At 39.9% G+C, this 18,469-nt stretch carries 21 protein-coding genes; 1 reads left to right on the plus strand and 20 read right to left on the minus strand.

Annotated features, from left to right (window positions below; translation table 11 throughout):
* Positions 1 to 120: 120 nt before the first annotated feature.
* The 11 genes from BLS49_RS01565 to BLS49_RS24970 form a co-directional block, all read right to left on the minus strand.
* Positions 121 to 1,332, minus strand: a complete 1,212-nt coding sequence (locus tag BLS49_RS01565) for a DUF6932 family protein (protein ID WP_091226126.1) — start codon at positions 1,330 to 1,332, stop codon at positions 121 to 123.
* A gap of 12 nt (positions 1,333 to 1,344) precedes the next feature.
* Positions 1,345 to 1,980, minus strand: coding sequence for a hypothetical protein (locus BLS49_RS01570; RefSeq protein WP_091226128.1), 636 nt, complete (start codon positions 1,978 to 1,980; stop codon positions 1,345 to 1,347).
* Between the two features lie 333 nt (positions 1,981 to 2,313).
* Entirely contained in the window at positions 2,314 to 2,469 is a 156-nt protein-coding gene (locus BLS49_RS25685; RefSeq protein WP_091226129.1) for a DUF4275 family protein, read from the minus strand.
* Positions 2,470 to 2,942: 473 nt separating this feature from the next.
* On the minus strand, positions 2,943 to 3,038 hold the full coding sequence (gene comI, locus BLS49_RS25115; RefSeq protein WP_019639195.1) for a competence inhibitor ComI: 96 nt from the start codon (positions 3,036 to 3,038) through the stop codon (positions 2,943 to 2,945).
* Positions 3,039 to 3,317: 279 nt separating this feature from the next.
* Positions 3,318 to 3,998, minus strand: a complete 681-nt coding sequence (locus BLS49_RS01580; RefSeq protein WP_091226131.1) for a hypothetical protein — start codon at positions 3,996 to 3,998, stop codon at positions 3,318 to 3,320.
* Positions 3,999 to 4,252: 254 nt separating this feature from the next.
* Entirely contained in the window at positions 4,253 to 5,092 is an 840-nt protein-coding gene (locus BLS49_RS01585) for an adenylyl-sulfate kinase (RefSeq protein ID WP_091226132.1), read from the minus strand.
* Positions 5,093 to 5,265: 173 nt separating this feature from the next.
* On the minus strand, positions 5,266 to 5,709 hold the full coding sequence (locus BLS49_RS01590; protein WP_091226134.1) for a hypothetical protein: 444 nt from the start codon (positions 5,707 to 5,709) through the stop codon (positions 5,266 to 5,268).
* 224 nt (positions 5,710 to 5,933) lie between these two features.
* Positions 5,934 to 6,806 carry a serine/threonine-protein kinase gene (locus BLS49_RS01595; protein WP_091226150.1) on the minus strand — a complete coding sequence of 291 codons (873 nt, stop codon included), beginning with the start codon at positions 6,804 to 6,806 and terminating at the stop codon, positions 5,934 to 5,936.
* Positions 6,807 to 6,989: 183 nt separating this feature from the next.
* A complete protein-coding gene (locus BLS49_RS01600; protein WP_091226152.1) occupies positions 6,990 to 7,556 on the minus strand; it encodes an AAA family ATPase in 567 nt (188 codons plus the stop codon).
* Between the two features lie 483 nt (positions 7,557 to 8,039).
* A complete protein-coding gene (locus BLS49_RS01605) occupies positions 8,040 to 8,531 on the minus strand; it encodes a GNAT family N-acetyltransferase (protein WP_091226153.1) in 492 nt (163 codons plus the stop codon).
* 221 nt (positions 8,532 to 8,752) lie between these two features.
* Positions 8,753 to 8,920 (minus strand): hypothetical protein, encoded by a 168-nt coding sequence (locus tag BLS49_RS24970; RefSeq protein ID WP_217640016.1) that lies wholly within the window; start codon positions 8,918 to 8,920, stop codon positions 8,753 to 8,755.
* 255 nt (positions 8,921 to 9,175) lie between these two features.
* On the opposite strand from BLS49_RS24970, the gene BLS49_RS24975 reads away from it, so the two are divergent.
* Entirely contained in the window at positions 9,176 to 9,388 is a 213-nt protein-coding gene (locus BLS49_RS24975; RefSeq protein ID WP_091226155.1) for a hypothetical protein, read from the plus strand.
* Positions 9,389 to 9,440: 52 nt separating this feature from the next.
* Here BLS49_RS24975 and BLS49_RS01620 read toward each other — a convergent pair whose 3' ends face one another.
* The 9 genes from BLS49_RS01620 to BLS49_RS01665 form a co-directional block, all read right to left on the minus strand.
* Positions 9,441 to 10,199 (minus strand): ABC transporter ATP-binding protein, encoded by a 759-nt coding sequence (locus tag BLS49_RS01620; protein ID WP_091226156.1) that lies wholly within the window; start codon positions 10,197 to 10,199, stop codon positions 9,441 to 9,443.
* Positions 10,200 to 10,203: 4 nt separating this feature from the next.
* Positions 10,204 to 12,534: an ABC transporter permease gene (locus BLS49_RS01625; protein WP_091226158.1), complete on the minus strand. Its 2,331-nt coding sequence runs from the start codon at positions 12,532 to 12,534 to the stop codon at positions 10,204 to 10,206.
* Between the two features lie 14 nt (positions 12,535 to 12,548).
* Positions 12,549 to 13,679: a HAMP domain-containing sensor histidine kinase gene (locus BLS49_RS01630; RefSeq protein ID WP_091226160.1), complete on the minus strand. Its 1,131-nt coding sequence runs from the start codon at positions 13,677 to 13,679 to the stop codon at positions 12,549 to 12,551.
* Positions 13,676 to 14,362, minus strand: a complete 687-nt coding sequence (locus BLS49_RS01635; protein ID WP_091226450.1) for a response regulator transcription factor — start codon at positions 14,360 to 14,362, stop codon at positions 13,676 to 13,678. Before BLS49_RS01635 ends, BLS49_RS01630 begins: the two co-directional genes overlap by 4 nt.
* Positions 14,363 to 14,497: 135 nt before the next feature.
* Positions 14,498 to 15,154 (minus strand): M23 family metallopeptidase, encoded by a 657-nt coding sequence (locus BLS49_RS01640; protein ID WP_091226161.1) that lies wholly within the window; start codon positions 15,152 to 15,154, stop codon positions 14,498 to 14,500.
* A complete protein-coding gene (locus BLS49_RS01645) occupies positions 15,147 to 15,737 on the minus strand; it encodes a TetR/AcrR family transcriptional regulator (protein ID WP_091226163.1) in 591 nt (196 codons plus the stop codon). Before BLS49_RS01645 ends, BLS49_RS01640 begins: the two co-directional genes overlap by 8 nt.
* Positions 15,738 to 15,889: 152 nt before the next feature.
* The gene (locus BLS49_RS01650; RefSeq protein ID WP_091226165.1) at positions 15,890 to 16,357 is read right to left on the minus strand and encodes a UPF0158 family protein; all 468 of its coding nucleotides are present in this window, start codon (positions 16,355 to 16,357) and stop codon (positions 15,890 to 15,892) included.
* Between the two features lie 255 nt (positions 16,358 to 16,612).
* Positions 16,613 to 16,948 (minus strand): hypothetical protein, encoded by a 336-nt coding sequence (locus tag BLS49_RS01655; RefSeq protein WP_139173085.1) that lies wholly within the window; start codon positions 16,946 to 16,948, stop codon positions 16,613 to 16,615.
* A 994-nt stretch (positions 16,949 to 17,942) separates the two neighbouring features.
* Positions 17,943 to 18,386: a hypothetical protein gene (locus BLS49_RS01665; RefSeq protein ID WP_091226170.1), complete on the minus strand. Its 444-nt coding sequence runs from the start codon at positions 18,384 to 18,386 to the stop codon at positions 17,943 to 17,945.
* Positions 18,387 to 18,469 lie beyond the last annotated feature (83 nt).

An 18,469-nucleotide genomic window follows, 5' to 3' on the forward strand; every position in this document is an offset into this window, starting at 1 on the left:
ATATGATCAATCTCTTGATTATAATGATGATGTCTGTATGAATATAAGTTCCATTTATTGTCAAGTATATATTCTATTAAGTCTGACAGCTTGCACTCAAATGTATCACACAGTTTTAGCTTAATTAAACTTTTCTTGAAAAATGTCATATTGCGAAGGCATTTCAGACCGTAACATTTCCGCGATTTCATGAAAATTGTTTCTAATCATTGAATCAGTGTTTTTCTTAATTAAATATGCTGTTTGATACATAGGGAAAATGATGTTATTAAATTGTTTCCAGTCAACAGTTCCAATATATTGATAAGGGTACTCTACTAACGAACTATGTTTGAATTTAAAACCATTTCGGTATGTATCACCGTATAAGGGGTTGCTTTTAGTTTTTTTAGATATTTGCTCTGAAATAACACAATTACCATCTTTGCTTCTAAGATTACAAACCATATTTAAAGCCCATTTGTCAAAAACTTCAGACCATTCAAAATCTCTATTCAACACTGATCTCGATAAAATGACTTTATCTATATCTAACTCGCTATATTGTGAATCTTTCATATACATCCCTAGAATCATAGTTCCCAATCCATCTGCAAAAATGCTGACATTAGCTTCGTAGATTGTATAAATGTAACGTAACCATCCACTTAGTCTTTTAACTTCTTCTGAAAGTGAGAAGTCTTTATTTGTCGAGACATACCAGTAAGGTGCAAAGATCCAACCCGCAGAACTTACTATTGGAGATATTTCATTATTGAAATTTAAGTGTTCTTCTGCATTAGTAATTGTAACTAGTATTTTTTTCTCTCTTACTCCTCTTACCACATGTCTATGAATGTAAGCTTCTCGAGCTCTTAATAAATTCTCTATACTAAAGTGTTCCTCATAGTCATTCCAAGTTGATCTGTCTACTTCCTTATCAAGAATGACTTCCACCATACCGACATCTAAATTCCATTTATCTTTAGAAAATAAATTCAAAAAACTGTATATAGATTCTTTACTAGATTCCTCTATTACAATTATATCTAGCTGGCAATCTTCTACTACCATAAGCTCATTAGACTGAACCCAGCAACATTCTTTGTTGGGTAAAATAATCATACAATCCAAATCATTTGGCTCCTCTTTTGAAGTTACAAATGATCCTGCCAAAATTATACTATTCCCTTCTCTACTCAAAGCGAAGGCAAAAATCTCTTCTAAAACTTTTTTGTACTTGTTTCTAACATCTCCAGTTTCGTAACAAAATCTATCTATAAATTCTTTTGAATTGCACTGATGAATCCCTTTATCTAGTACACCTCTTTTATTAAAATCCGGTATAGTCATTCCAAAACTCCTTTAATAGTATTTTTTAAAATCTTTATCTTTTATTACATTTTTAACATCTTCCTCTAACATTTCTTTATATTTTTTAAAACTCGGTTTATACTCCTTTACTAAAATTTCAGTCATTGATTCAAATGCTTCTATGTAGTCTGCCGTGCCTATCTTTTCGTTTTTCAAATCAATTCTATAAGAAGATAAATGAGCCTGTAATTTCAAAAATTTATATGTCTCTGAAATAACACTTTCTATAAGTTTGTCTCTCCAAGAGAGTACAAAAAACTTAGTAAAAAGAGAATACTCAGAAATTAAATCGTTATAGAGTAATTTTATACTATCAAAATATTCTGAAACATCTTTATCTTTTGAATATTCTTCCATCATGTTAATGATAGATATAATATCATAAAGCAAGTGATTAAGTATTCTGTACATTTCCACATAATATCTCTTTTTCTCGTTCGCATATTGGACCAAAGATGGAACTAAAACTAAAAGGCTGCTTGCTAGAAGCCCCATACTAAGATTTATGTAAAAATCACCATGGTTTATCCCGGATAATATATTGGAGAATTCTAGTATCATGGACATGCTAAAAAATATTATACAAAAGAGACACATTACAATAACTATATTTTTATTAACCTTCATATCATTCACTCCATTTTGTAATAAAAAATAGCGGCTGTCACAAACTTTGGCTTATTTCTCCGCTTTATTTTGATTCTGTCGTATAACGTTCTTGTATTCACAACATCCAATCCCCTTAGATAGCTCTTATCTTAGGGGATTGGGTGTGTCTGCTGCTTTTGCTTCTTCGAATACCCTTCCGCAGACCAAGGGTGGTCCTTCTTATCGATCAAAGGCGAATACCCGCAGTAGGAATGCTGTGTTATGTGATATCTTCAACTTCTTCGGGTATTCTACCATTTTTATTTAACTTACTGAGTTGGCTTCGTTGCAAAATAAGGACCGCACGATGATTCATGAGTCTATGGTCATAGTTCTGAAAAAAATATAGCACTCTGTTTTTATTTGATCATTAAAATTATCTCTAGCTTTATGTTCGACAATATAGTCTAACTTGTTGTAGCTGAATATGTGCCACAAATATTGATGGCCCCCATTTATTAATTTCAACTACCTTAATATTCTTTCGTTCAAGAGAATTTATTAATCTGATCCTTTGTATCTCTTCTTTTAATATGTATTTGTATTATCCATTTCGAGGGTTTCACATAACGTTGTTGTATTCACGAATCCGAGAGGCTTAAGGTGCGCACGCGCCGGGTCCGACAGACTTAGCCTCGCAGGGTTGTGAGCTGAATCCGCTCCACTGATTACCTCAGCTTGCGAACCAAGGGCGAAGCCCACAGCGTAGATACGATGTTATATGATGGGGATGCCATCTTCGTTTAACCTTTCAACATATTTTTTATATTGTCACTTCCAATTTTCACGCTTTGATACATTTTTTTCTTTGTGTTATTATATGTGTAATAAAGACCAAGTGCTGCGAACACTTGGTCAATACAATTGGCTTGGATGGTTTATTCCCTTCTAAGTCTTATAGGAACAAAACCCACCTCTGGCCTCAACCTTTGGGTGGGTTTTTACTTTCTCTTGTTGTTATTATTGATGTATGTTAAAAGAGCAAGAATGAACGTTCCAAAGAGAAACATGATCGTTAATGCATCTTTCACTTCCATGGCTTCACCTCCTTTCGAAGGGAAACCATGCCCACCCAAGATTCAATTGTAGGTATATTTTACCTTTATTGACATCTGCGTACAAGTGTTCTCAATTTGTTTTTGTAATTTTTATCTTGCATCCCTTTCATATAACGTTCTTGTATTCACGAAACGACCTAGCCTTAGATTGCTCTTATTTTAGGCTGGGTCGTTTGTTGTCTGAGCTACTACCATGATTATACTTCTTGATAACCGAGGACGATAGCCCCGATGCGTGAATACGTTGTTAGACGAAGTTCATCTCTTCCAGAGATATCTGTCATAGAAATCAAGACATAAAAAATTGCCATCGTACTTATAATTTTGGGTATATTGTCTTCTTGCATAGTAATCGATATGTTCATGATCATGTGCCCCAGGAAATCTAAGATATTGTTCTCTTCCGTTATCATGTATTAGTAAAGTGTCTTTTGAAATGTCTTTGAATACCCTATTACTACCAGTCAAAAACAAAGTTTCAAATCTATCATTAATATCCAAAAAGTCTACATTTTCACTATAGAAGTATTCACGATTATTTCTCGTAATCTTATTATCAACTTCCAGAATTGGACTAATTGGTTCCTTAATAGACTTCCTCCATAATTCTCTAATTTGCTTCCATTCATGAATCTTAAGTTGAATAGAATGCTGTAAGATAACCAAATCATAAGATTTCGAGTCACAAGACCAGCACTTGCTCAAGTATTCTGTTAACTTATTTACTTTCGAGTTTATGTAAAAAATATAGCTTGGGTTTCTGATTGAAAATTCAAATACTTTTGCCAAGTTTAACAGGCAATCTTCATTTCCGAAAATCACATGGTTCTGTTCCCTTAGTTTAACTACATACAACTCAGACAAATCGAGTTTTGGTGTAATTAAATGATATTGTTTCTTTCCTAGAATAACTGTTGTTTTATTAAAAGCATTTCTCATTAAATCATCCTTTAGATGAATTTCGACTAACGTTTTGTATTCGCGAACCCGAGAGCCTTAAGTGAGCGCAGCGAACGGGTCGCCGGACTTAGGCTCGGAGGGTTGTCCGGCTGAATCCACTTCCAGTTGCTGAAATCCCTCTTCGAATCACATCTAACTTCGTGACGGACCGAGGGCGAATGCCCGATGCGTGAATATTATGTTAGCTGATGTCAGACACCTCTTTGAACATGCTTTCACTTTGTATTTTGTTTCTAAATAATATCAAGGATTTTTCTTATTTCTTCTTTACACATTTCAATATTATATTGGGAATTATCGATCTTCCGCTTGTTAATTTCCAACAAATTAAAAATCTCTAGTTCAATATTCTTTCTTTCTTGGAGAACTTGAACAGCCCCATCGAATCCATGATATCCTTGCATCTTACCAAATCCTTGATTAGTATAATAATCAATGAATCCATCCGACCACTCCTTTGGCCTTTCATCTACTGCTTTCTCAAAAGTAGACCTGATATCTTTTTGATCAATATATATTAATAAGGGATTCAAAGGCTTTATTATATCCTCCAACTGCAAGACATAGTTAATAACTTCTCGTTTCTGTATGTTATATTTCACAGTACCTATCGTTAGTGGATTTTGTATGAAACAACATTCAAAAATATGTATTGAATTATTATGAACACTATCATTATTAAAGCTACTCCACCTCTCTGTAATCAACTTAATGTTTTGATCGAAGGGCAACTCATAAATATCTTTTGTGAATATCTCTTGTAGTAACTCATCTGGAAAATCAGATCCAAATTCATTTTTGATTTTTCGATAGGGGATTAAGAAGTCATTCCTGCATTTTATCGTCCTACTCTCTAACATTTCCTTAAATCCTTTATAGTCTGATAACAACTGATTAAATTCATCTTGTCTATAAAAAGAAACTCCATCGTAATCAGCGGGATGTTCTAAATTACCTTCTTGAAATAATTGAACCTCAATACCTCTGTCAGCAAGTATTTCAGAAACTAATTGTGCGATAGTGGACTTCCCTGATCCAGGTAATCCCTCAATAATAATCAATTTTGTATTCATATCGGTTTTCCCTTCTATTAACGTTCTTGTATTCACGAAACGACCCAGCCTTAGATACTCTTGTCTTGGGCTGGGTCGTTTGTTGTCTGAGCTTCTTCCATGATTATACATCTGATAACCAAGGGGCGTAAGCCCCGCAGCGTGAATATGGTGTTAGCCGATGTACCCTCTTCTTAGAAAATGCCTTCATCCCATAATGTTAAGTCTTTTATTTCGATTTCAATTTCATCATTTATTTCAAGTTCTTTAATATCTATCTCATCACTATCAAAGGTAAAATCAATATCCCAAATGTTTAATACAACGATTTCATTATCATCACTTATAAAACTCATTTTCCCTCTAAGATAATAACTTTCATCTTTACTATTGTATTCAATATTAGGTGTTGTATTTTCAGTTTTAAAATATGTAAGTGTTTTCTCATGTGATGTTTCAACAGAATAGTCCTTATTAAATATAATTTCCTCAGATTCCATATTACTGGGTACAAAATATGCTGTACCTTCAAAATCTGAGTGTTTAAATCTCATCCAATATCCATGGATTAATTTCGTTCCTAAATGACTAATTAGTTTCTTACGATTAAGATTGATATCAACAATTTGAATAATCATTGGCTTTCCTCTTTATAAAATGGTTTAGGGTATTTCGGATAACGTTGTTGTGTTCACGACGTCCTACCGACTTAAGGGCCGACGGCCCGGGAGCGATGCGCTTAGTCGGTGCGGATGTGTCCACCTGAATCCTCTTCTTCGAATTGCCTCAGGTGGACCGAGGGGCGAATGCCCCGAAGCGTGAACATGGTGTTATGCGATGCCTCTGCCTTCTTCGAGTCACCTCAACATTCCTTATATTTATTCCAAGCATTAAAAAATTCTCTAACCGATTGATATCTCTTTTGCTTGTCTTCATTAATTGCATTGTAAACAACATTATAAAGTTCTTGGCTGGCTTCCCACTTCTCATAGGATCTATCAAGCTCTCCACCTAATAGCCCAAATGCAATGGCTCCCATATTATAAACATTCGTTCGACTATCAATTTCAGCTCCTAATTCAAACTCTTCAGGAGACATGAATCTTGAAGATCCCCAAAGCCTTCCCATATTATTGAAAAACGGTTTTCTTTGATAAAAATCGATATCGCAAATTTTAGTTTCATTATTCATAAAATCATAAAGAATACTTCCGTCATAAAAATCAATTGCTACATATCCCTTCTCTTCTAAAAATACGTGAAAATCAAGAATTCTTTCTAATGAGTTCAATCTTTGCTCGATTGATAAGTGTTTATATTTATAAAAAGGAGAATTGGGATTTGTGTATTTGGCTGGAGGTGGATACGACCAGTGAGAATGTAGGCATTCGCCATTAAACCACTTGAAAATCGCAACATAACCACCATCAACACTAAAATGATCCAAGATTTCAATTAAACTCGGATGCTTGAGTTCATAATATATTGGAATTGCGCCTTTCAGTCTCGATACTGCTTCAGAGGGTTCTCCTTGATAATCAACGGGCCTGGTACCAGCGTATTTAATAAACTTCTTCTGTCCTTCTCTCTCCACTCCAAAACAAATATTACCCGAATCCTGTTGATCGAATACTGCAAAAACATAACCTAACTTTTGTAGCCAACTAAAATCAATATCTTCCTTTAGTTGAAATGTTACTTCGTCAATATTGTAAGTAATAAGGCTATTATTCATTTATTCCTCCTGAAAATTGATTTTTAAGCCTTGCAGAGGTTTCGCATAACGTTTTATGTATTCACGAAATGACCCAGCCTTAGATAGCTCTTATCTTAGGCTGGGTCGTTTGTTGTCTGAGCTTCTTCCATGATTATACATCTGACAACCAAAGGGCGGTAGTCCTGAAGCTTGAATACGGTGTTATGTGAAGTCTGTCGACTTCTTTGTAAAACTCTCATAATCCATAGATATTCTTGTTATTATTCGATTCACAACTTCATCCTGGTTTAAACTATCAGTAATTATATGTTCTTCATATCTCTTATCAGATAATGTTGCCACGCACTTACTTGTTTGTAGAAAAGTCCATCCTCCTGGTTTATCCCCACGCTCATATAATCTCTTGTGAATGATATCTTCTCTAGCAATTAAACAAAAATGATAGAGATCTTTATCGATCTCTTTCAAGCCATTTTTAATATATTCAAAGTTCTGATCCTTGTATATCGTCATTGGAATAATAAGATTTTTTCCATATTTCTTTTTTACTTCTTTGACTGTGCTAATAGTTAATTTCCTCCACAATTCTATATCTTGAAAATCATCTGTTTTTTCGTTATCATGTCTTATTTCCTCAGGTATGATCTTTCTAAGCATATAACCTATTTCTTCAGGATCAAATAACATGCTATTAGAAACGATCTGAACCAATTTAGTTGCTGCTGTAGTCTTACCAGATCCAAATGCTCCGTTGATCATTACAATCATTATTTTGGCTCCTTTGAACATAATGAGCTACTATCTTTTCGACTATTTCACATAACGTTTGGCATTCCTGTCGTTCAAGCGGCTTAAGTGACCAAAGGGAACGGGTCGTCAGACTCAGCTGATTGAATGTATCGCCTGAAATAACTTCTCTGATATCCCTCTTGGCGATCAAGGGCGAATGCCCGCAGTAGGAATGCTGTGTTATACGACGATCCCTACTTCGTCGAATCTTCCCGAATATGTATCTTCGAAGGGTTGCCTCCAACATCTTCTTCTGATTCAAATCCCTGATTTGCTGGTTGGGCCTACTACAAAGGTCTATCATCAGTTATTAGATTTACTTCACAGACCTCTATGCTTTTGTTTTTTAAAGTTTTTAACTCTTGTCTAAGTTTTTTAGCTCTTGTTCAACGTCGGTTATTAGTTGTATGGAACCTAATTGTATGTACACATTGATCATCGTGCATGTGCCAGGTGGGTCTTTTACCCTAATGAACCGGTCTCTTTACTTGTTTGCGTTCGATGCAGGACAAATTTTTGATGTGGTAAATTAAATTCCTCAACCAACTCATCTTCAACAAAACCAAATTTATTGTATAATGGACGCGGAGCAATTCCCTTTGAATCATTTTCTCTAAAAGTTGTTACTGAAATATCCACATCACTTGGAAATAAAGAAAGCATATCTTTCATCATAGCTGTGGCGATTCCTTTTCTTCGGTGTTCTGGGTGGACTGCCATGCAGGAGAGACATTTTGCATTATAAGAAAATATCAGAACTCCAACAACTTCATTGGCATGCTTGGCACAAATCGCTGTTTGTCTGCTAATATTTTTAATCACCGTTTGCTTATAGCTCTCCAATAATTCTTCAGTATCTAAACCGGGAAAGTTAGTTCTAACGCTTTCAATCATAAGCATCCATGAATCAAGGTCCTCTAATCCTGCAAACTTTATCGTATACTTTTCATTCATTTTTTTATCCCTCCAGTTGTATATCTTCTTTTAGTCCTATTTAGGGATTGTCGCAGTATTCACGAACTCTCACTGGCTTAAGGCGCGAATGCGCCGGGTCTGACGGACTTAGGCAGTGCAGGGTTGTCTGTGAATCCTCTCCCTCTAAAATGCTTCTCGCGGACCAAGGGACCGGAGCTTTTATATTAGGAAATCAAACTGCCTATAAAAATGCGGTTCGATTAAACCGCGTTCTGATGGGTGCTGACCTCGATGTTTTCATACTTCCTAAAGGTGGATAAGAATGGGTTTTCCGTATCAATCCCATTTTCAAGCTCTGCCTTTTCTTCATACAAATTGCCCATAACCTTGTTGATAGCTTCAATCTGCCACTCGTAATCTTCCTGCATATTGCGGTAATCTTTGTGGGAAATCTCTCCATCTTTCCAGTATTGATAAATACTTTGCTTGTAGCGTGTGATTTTTGTATTTCATGCCCTTGCTTTTCTTATAAGCCGCTGGGCATAAAATACCACTATCATTGAGTTTGCGGACAATGGCATTTTTACTCATGCCATCTAGAAACCAAAGGTTCTCCGAACACTTTCCGATGTACCCCTTGCGCGTTCCTCGTTCAAAACACCATGAACGGGAACTGCGATATTTTGAGCGTTCTGTGGGTCTTTGTAAGTATCAATGGATTGCTGGTAAAGAAAAATAAACCTTACATCGTTTCGTGGAAACTATTCGCCAAGGTAATAGCTCTGGTCGCCATTATTACGGAAGCTCCGGGCAAGGTTCTTGAGATCGGATTTTCGTCCAAAGGCGGTACGGTTACGCGCTCCGCGTTTATCGTTTTCACAAGGCATAAGCAATAAAGTTCAGAGGTTTTCCGCGCCGCCTATGGCTATTTGCCATTTTTAATCGCACCTAAATACCCACAGCCGCCATCCCAGCGAGTACCTTTTCCACTCTCACCTCCATATCCCTGCCGCTGAACTTTTGTAGCGGCAGTTCGGAAACGATATTCCCGTCCTTCGTAAACAGAACCCTGTCAGCCCTAGCCGCGACTTTCGCGTCGTGGGTCACAAGCAATATGGCTGTGCCCTCTTTGTTGATGTCCACCAGCAGCCCCATGATTTCCTCCGCCGACTTTGAGTTAAGCGCGCCGGTCGGCTCGTCGGCAAAGAGAATCTCTGGCGCATTCATCAGGGCGCGGCAGATGCCGGCCCGCTGGAGCTGGCCGCCCGAAACCTCCGTGGTATCCCTGCTTTCAAGCCCGGTAATCCCCGTTTTCTTCATCAGGGCTTTCGCCTTCTGTGTGAGTTTCGCTGTATCCTTTTTGCCCTCATGCGCGGCGTGGAGGATGATATTATCCAAAAGATTCAAGTTTTTCAGCATAGTGGGCTGCTGAAAGACAAAGCCCATTTTTGTCCGGCGAACATCCGCAAGCGCGTTTTCGCGGAGTTTAGATAGTTCGGTATCGCCAAATTTCACCGACCCGCCTGTAATCTCGTCCATGCCGCTGAGCGCGAACAGCAGTGTGGATTTCCCCGAACCGGACGGCCCCATCACAGCAACAAACTCGCCCTTTGCTATTTCCACGTTTACTCCGTTCAGCGCCTTGACCTGCTCGTTACCCTTGCCAAAGGTTTTCACGATATTTCTACCTGTAATGATGCTATTCATAATGTTAAGCCTCCATAATATGTTTGGAAATTTTTAATGCTTGGATACCGGAAACGCCCAGTATGGTGGCGGCGACGACGCAACCCGTAATCAGCAGAGGCGAAACGAGGTAGACAAACCACGGGTTTACCGCAAAATGGAAGGTTGTTGCGCCAAAGGAAGAAATGATTGCCACGCCGACAAGCTCTCCCAGCGTGTTTGCCAGAATCGTGCCGATGATTACACCCAGTGCCAGCACGGTGATGGAGCGCGTAAGATACTGCCCGCGAATATCCGTCCCGGTGAAGCCCATTGATTTCAGTATGGCGATGGGATAACGGTCTTTCGCCACCAGCATTTTCATAAACAGCACCGTGACCAGTAGTGTGAGCAGGACGGTTGCCCCGATAGCGCAAGCGGAAGCCATTTTGATGGTGTCCCGCATAGAGCCGAGCATCTGCCCAATGCTTTCGTCGATGCCGGTAACCTTGGCGAAGGGGAACTGTTCCCTGTACTGTGATATTGCCGCCTTTACACTCTGGCGGTCACGGAACGTGACCGCAATGCCGACGCTCAAAACATCTCCGTTATTTGCGTCAAAAATGGCTTGCGCCGTTCGGCCGCCGTTGGTGACATCAGAGTAAATCCCAGAGACCGTCAGGTGCTTTTCCGCACCGTCAACGATTAAAATGATTTTATCCCCAACGGTTTTTTCAAGGTCTTTGGCATTGAGGACGGAGAGGGCGAGTTCCGATTCCGATTGCGGCGCACGGCCCTTGGAGTAGGTGATAGGAAAGGCGGAATAGTCACCAAATGTCATCCGCAGCTTCTCCATCGTTCCGTCGTCCGCTTTGCGATCTAACATCATGCCGGTGAACAAAGCATACTTTTCAACATTCTTATCCTCCGCCAGCACATCAGCAACTTCCGCCGCCTTCCCCAGAGCGTCCTCCACCTGTGTCCGCATCACCCCGATATTAACGTCGGAAATTCCCATGCCCATGTAGGTGATGAAGCTTTCCGCAGAAATGGTGCTGCTGATATTTTGCGGCACAATCATAATGAATGAGGAAATGACCAGCACCATCAGCATGGTGACATACAGCTTTTTCCGGGAAAGAACATCCTTGATTCCAAGAAAGATATTCCGGGAAAAGAGCCTGTTATTACTCAGCCGGAAGATTCTCGCCGATCTCGATTTTTCCTGCGCCGCGCCGAACCGCACTGCCTGCGCCGCGGATATTTTACGGAAGCGCCGCAACATACCGTTCACATACAGCATGACAACCCCGAAGATTACCGTGGCCCCCAAAAGCCCGAAGAGCAAGCCGGGTAACGGGCTGCCGCTTTCGCCTATGTATAGGCGGATGTTTTGTATGAAAGGGGTTTGGAGCGGCAGTGAGGCCAGAAAGCCCAGCGCGCATGCCGCCCCCGCGATAGCGCCGTATTTCGCAAGGTAGAGCTTTTTAATCTGCGATACCCGCATCCCAACGGCCTTCAGTACGCCTATTTCCTTATAATCCTCTTCGATTTTAGCCAGTAGCGTAAAGCGGATGCACAAAAACGCCACGATGATGACAAGGACGCCTATCAACACCAGCACGGCAATCATAATGCCGTCCGTAATGCCGTTTATCATCTTCACTTGAGTGTAAGTGATAGCGGGTGGACCGTTTGCCGGAAGCCCCGCCTCGAGATAGGCTGCCTCGAAAGCCGGGAAGGAAACATCCTCTGCCAGCCGGAACTCAATAAGGTTTTCTAACTGTCCGAACTCACGGACTCTTTCAAAATCCGCTTGGCTCACAAGGAACCGCTTGGAGCTTACCATCGCCGCGTTCATGATAGAATCCCGTAAAAAACCCGCGACGGTAAAGGAAATGCCGTGGATTGTCACCGTATCGCCAAGTGCCGCGTTTCCTTCCTGCATGTAATAGATGGGGACATAGATTTCGCCGCCTTCGGGATGGATGACTTCGCCGTTTAAGTTAAGCAGGAAGTCGAATTTTTCGCCCTGCACGGAAAGGCCGTTGTCCTGTATGCTTCCGGCAAGGGAATCGTCCCCGATGACAATGTCCGCACCCTCGATGTTGAGGAACTCCAACACCTGATAATCCTCTACGCTGTCATTAGCGTCCGCGAAGCTCCGCAACTGTTCCATATCTACGTCGCCTGTGTGCATCTGCATGAAATGGAGCGACTTTGCCGAAAGAAGCATATTGTCGATAGCGCCGTACAGGTTTACTGTCAGCGATGCGGCCAAAGCGGTCAGGATGGCGGCAACGAGGATAAACACCGTAATCGTCGCGGTAATCAGCTTACTTTTGCGTATATCGTTTTTGATCATTTTTTGATACATATTCATCCCTCCGTCTATCTGTGTCCTGAAACTTTTGGAAAACTCAGGACAAACATCTTTGTATAAGGAGAGGGTGCGTCCAATACGAAAACCTCGCCGGAATGCTGTTCCATCACCTTCTTCACAATGGCAAGCCCAAGTCCTGTTCCACTGCTGGTACTTCTTGAATCACTGCCGGAAACAAAAGGCTCGAACAGATTCCCGGCGATGGCCTCCGGGATAGCCGCTCCGTTATCGGCAATTTGTATCTCAATACGGCCGGGTTCATCCGTCAGCCCCACGGACAATAAGCTGCCCACCGGGTTATGGCGGATTGCGTTTGTCAGCAGATTGCCAATAGCTCGGTTGGTTTCTAACGAATCCGCCATGTAAAATACGGGATTGTCCGGCAACCGCAGCTCCAAACTCATCTGCTTGTTTTCGATTTCACCAAACAAAGTGGCGCAAGATACGCGAAGCAGCTCTACAAGGTCAACCTTCGCAAAATTCATCCGGTATTGCGGCGTACCCAGCTTGGAATAGGAAAGCAACTGGTCAATCAATTGGTTCATCTGCCCAGATTTCGCTTTAATCGCCAGATGGTATTCCCGCTGTTTGTCCGGTTCCTCCACCATACCGCTTGCCAAGGCTTGTGCGTATCCGGAAATCGTTGTCATGGGAGTTTTCAAGTCATGGGCAATGTGCGAGAAAAGCCGTATCCTCTCATTTTCCATTGTCATTCGCTTTTCTTCGGAGTCTTTCAGCTTTCGCGCCATAAAGTTAAAAGCATCCCGCATTTCCCCAAATTCCGTTTCTGTTTCGAAGTCCAGCGTAGTGTTCAAATAGCCGGCTGTAACCGCCTTGAAACCTTCTTCCATTTTCTGTACGGGTTCCATGATTTTCCTGTTGATTCCGCGCCCAAAAAGGACAATTCCTATAAAATATACCGCAACTGTGATAAGATTCCAGAAAACGGAAAGCGTGATTTGAAGGGTTTCCGTCCCCTCGGTCAGAGGGGAAGACGCCAGTTCCGAGAAGTTCATCCCGTTATTCAATGTAAACAGACTGAATAAAAACTCCAATGCCAGAAGAGTCAGTGCAATTCCGATGGTATAGCCTATGAATCTGCGCATGATGACTCTTTTGAAACTGCGCTTTTTCTTCATGTACGCACCTCCAGACGATACCCTAATCCCCGGACGGTTCCAATGGATACCGCGCCGTCGCCGGGAAGTTTGCCGCGCAGCTTGCTGATGGCGACCATCACCGTATTGTCGTCCACGATGGCTGCCTCCTGCCATGCAGCTTCATAAATCTGTTGTTTGGTGTATACACGTCCGGGGCTTTGCATAAACAGTTTCATCATATTAAATTCCGTGGCGGTAAGAGGGATCGTCCCGCTGCCAAAGCTAAGGGTGCAAGCGGAAACATCCATACACAGCTCGCCTGCCGTCAGTAAAGCCGCTACAGAATCCGCCGTACCTCCGTCATAGCGGCGTAATTGAGCTTTGATTCGGGCAGTGACCTCCAAAGGATCAAAAGGCTTTGTGACATAATCGTCCGCACCAAGGTCAAGCCCCAATATTTTCTCATGATTTTCCGTTTTGGCGCTCACAATAATAATGGGAAGATTGCTGCGTTCTCTCAAGCCTTTGATAAGCTGATAGCCGTCAAGCTCCGGCATCATAATATCGATGACAGCCAAATCAATCCGTGCGGACGCGGCATGTTTAAGCGCTTCCAACCCATTTTCAGCCTGTATCACGGAATAGCCGTCCTTTTCTATATATAACCGCAGAAGCTCACGAATTTCCTTCTCGTCATCTACAATCAGAATCGTTTTGTTCATGGTTGCACCTCTCTTCTTGCTCATCATACCTTCAAGCCGTAAGTTCATTATAATTGCCCTACCTTTCAGTTAAACAGGGTTAACCTTAACATTACCTTAAGATTTCTCCTGCAATCCGGCTGTCAATGCTGAATATTAGGGACTAAACCTTATCCTATCTTTATCTGTGGGAATACCATTCACCACGTCTTGCCACTCGCCATCTTGGATTATTTCATATTTTTCAAAAGCACAAGGCAATCCTTTTGCAGTAGCTATGTCGCTGCTATCCATAAGCTGAAAATGCAAATGTGGACCAAAGGAATTGCCAGAATGACCGACTTTACCAATAACACCACCCTTTTTTACACTCTGACCAACTGTAACCTGAATAGACCCTGTTTGTAGATGGACAAGTGCAGCATACACATTGTCGTCAATTTTCATAATGATGTAGTTGCCAGCAACAGATTGCACGTCGTCTTTTTTGGGATCAAAATAATGCGCATTTTTGTAAGCATTATACATATCTGAACGCAAATTCGTTTTTTCTCGTTCTTTATAACCATCCGCTGCTTGGACAACGATTCCGTCACAAGGCGCATATACTTCCTGGCCCCAACAATAATAATCACTTATGGGCATCCCAAAAAGAAGATATTGCGGCAAGCTACCCCGATAGACAGGCCGACCTTTTCTTTCCCAATCTACTTGTATAAAGTCATAAGCGTATCTTGTGCCTAATTGGTCTGTTCCGTGGCTCGGAATTTTTGTCCCCGGAGTGTTAGGAGAGAGCCATTCTCCCCTATTCATCGCCTAACGCATAAAATACTTTTCTAAGTTCGTCAAAGTACTCATCGAGTGTTGCGACGATATGTTCATAATCCAAATTTGAAGCTCGCGAATTTCTTATATAATCTAAAATTTGATTAGTAAAACCGACATTGCTCCAAAGAATAAACTGCATGCACTTTTCAATATCTAGACCCGCTCTAAATTTAGAAATATCAATTATATTAAATATTTGATGGCCGCATAATGATTGCTTTTTATTGGTTCTTTTTTCAAGCTCTTTGTTTAATTCCTCAGATTTGGTTGCAACAGAAAGTTTGTCGAACTCAAAAATCCAAGGGTATTGCTTCATCAAAGCAATTTGAAGGAGATAGGATTGACGCAATTTAGCAAAAATATCTTTTTCAGAAAAATCCATTTTTGCAGTATACTCTTTATCAAGAAGCTCAGTAAAGTAATCCTGTATAAACAGAAAAAGTTCCTGGTTGTTACTTACATAATGAAACATCAGGGCTTTAGAAATCCCTGCTTCTTTTGCAATCACATTTGTGGATGCGTTGTCAAATCCCTTTAATGCAAATTCCTTCAATGCTGCATTTAAGATAGCATCACGTCTTTGAGGTTCTAAATGCCTTTTATCGGGCTATTTTGCAGTTTCCTAATATAAAAGGTTCCACGACACCAGCCGGCCCGCAGCGTGAATGCGGTGTTATACGAAGTCAACCTGAATTACTTACAAATTCTCGTTTTTCTCTGTTATTCTACATAATCAAATCCATTATCATTACACCACTCGATAGCTTTTTGCTTGTAACACTCGCTTCGATATTGGTACCAGTCTTCAGATATCCCTAGCTCATTTACTTTATCTTTGAATCTTCTGAAAGCACCCCTACCTCGAATTGCGTCCAATAAAATATCAATTTTTCTGTTATCTTTTATTGAATAACTGAAGTCCTCCATCATTTCGTATTCATTAATATCATATTGTGTTGGCAATTCCTCGTAATCCTCAAAATTTTCAACTACATCAATCGCAACTCTTATGTTATCTTGTTGCCAATCTTTTAATTTCTTTATCTCAACTTCCTCTATTTCTTCTGCAGTTCTCAAATCATCTTCCGATACTGAAACAACCTCTCCTGTCCTACTGCATAAAAAAGTATTGGTCCCTTCAAATTGCATTTCCATGCCGTCTATAATTTCTTGTAATTTAATTTTCATGTATTTCATCACCCTACTATAGAATTCAAGATAATTATTAGTTTTTCCCTTCTATATGATGTCGTATAACGTTCTTGTATATACGAACTTGAGAGGCTTAAGGGAGCAACGCGACTGGGTCCAACGGACTTAGCCTCGCAGGGTTGTCTGCTGAATCACTTCTCCGAAACGCTTCTTGCAGACCGAGGGCCGAATGGCCCGCAGCGTAGATACGGTGTTAGCTGATGTTACGGACTACTTTGAACCACTTACAAACTACGTTTTAATAATCTTTGTATAATATCTCTTAAACTCATAATCCTCTTGCTCTTGTACTTTCTCTACTTCTTCTTCAATTATTTCCAATCCATTAAAAAGAGCATTGTTTTTAAACCAATCTACTAGTTCGATCAGTTCTACTCTTTCTTCATTATTGTTGTTATCGAAGTGTGAAAAAACTGTCAGAGTAAATGCAGGGATTCCTATATCGCCATAAATAACTAAAATAAATTTCTTATCTTTATAGAGTCTTTTCAAATACTGTTCTATCTTACTTTCCACAAAAAGCAATGAATTAACTACGTCTTCATTGCTTATTCTGTCCTTCTTCAATAGTCGAGTAAAACCATGTATGTATTTGTAGTTATTTCTTGCTTCTACCTCAGCTAATAATGGATCGTTAGAAAAAAGAAAATTAGGTCTGTTTGTAATTTGTTCTATCTCTTTAAACGCTTTCTTAGCGTACTTACTTAAAATTCAAGCACATTGAATCAATCCCTTATTAAATAATGTTTCCGTAATTTCACATAACGTTCGTGTGTTCACGACGTCCAACTCCCTTAAGCCCGGAGGGCGGCCGCAATGCGGTTAGGGAGTTGGATGTGTCCGGCTGATTCTACCTCCTGCCAAATACATCTGCCGGACCTAGGGGCGAATGACCCGATGCGTGAGAATGGTGTTATACGCTGTTGCACGCATCTTGAGTTACCATCAGAGAGCTTTATTTATTTGTAAATTCAAACTTTGTTTTCATTATTATTTAGAAATTTGTTTAGTATATTTATCTTAAAGTATTAAACAATAAATAAGTGTTTGTTTTCTTTCGCTTTCCTTTGGATATATTTCGTTATTCCTTTAATGATAATTATTGAAATAATGATAAGAACAATAGGTCCAATTTCTAAAAATAACGTAGGAATAAATGGGGAAAGTGTTACGAGTATTTCATATATAAAAAAATAATCAACAATTCCCACTGCAAAGATTGATAAGACTATGAACTGAAATTTCTGATAATAAAAAGCCATCTTAAAAAGTATCCTTCTAATTAAATTGACCAAATACATAACACACCTCTTTGTGATTTATTTACATTGAGTTACGAGAATGGCTGGTAATAGTTTCATGTTTTGTGCAATTGCGTATAACGTTCTTGTATCTACGAACCCGAGAGGCTTAAGGCGCATCGCGCTGGGTCCGACGGACTTAGCCTCACAGGGTTGTCTGCTGAATCGCCTCCTTGAAATGCCTCTTGCAGACCAAGGGCCGAATGGCCCGTAGCGTAGATACGGTGTTATCTGCTGTCGGGGACTTCATTGAATTACTCTCAAAATCTGTTATCGAATTTCCATCCTTCATTTGTTTTGAGAATAGAATATGAAGTTTGATCGGTTTGTCCATCTTCCCATTCTCTAGTAACAAAGATAATTACATTACTTTCACTTTCTTTATCAACTTCTTCGATCTTGTACCCAATCAGATCCAAGGTATCTTTATTGATATCAAAGTACACTGACTTCATTTCCTCAATTGTTTTTGTTCCAGAGATGTCGCCTGAACACCAAGAATAAGCTCGTTTGACGAAATCTTCTGTTGCAAATTCACTCCACTTATTAATGTCGTCAAAGTTTTTAAAATACTTATTGATAACAATATTGAGTTCTTGAATGCCTGTATCTTGACCTTGAACTTCTTCTAGTGATTTATTATTTGTCCCGCAAGAACAAAGTACTATTACCAGGACAATAAAAAAGGAAAGTTTTAGTTTCAAAGATTAACGTCTCCTTATCTTTATGTTTTTCTCAAATGCTTTACCCCGATTGCAGATAACGTTCTTGTATTCACGAAACGCCC

It is taken from the genome of Fontibacillus panacisegetis (genome assembly GCF_900102215.1).
Classification (GTDB): Bacteria; Bacillota; Bacilli; order Paenibacillales; family Paenibacillaceae; genus Fontibacillus; species Fontibacillus panacisegetis.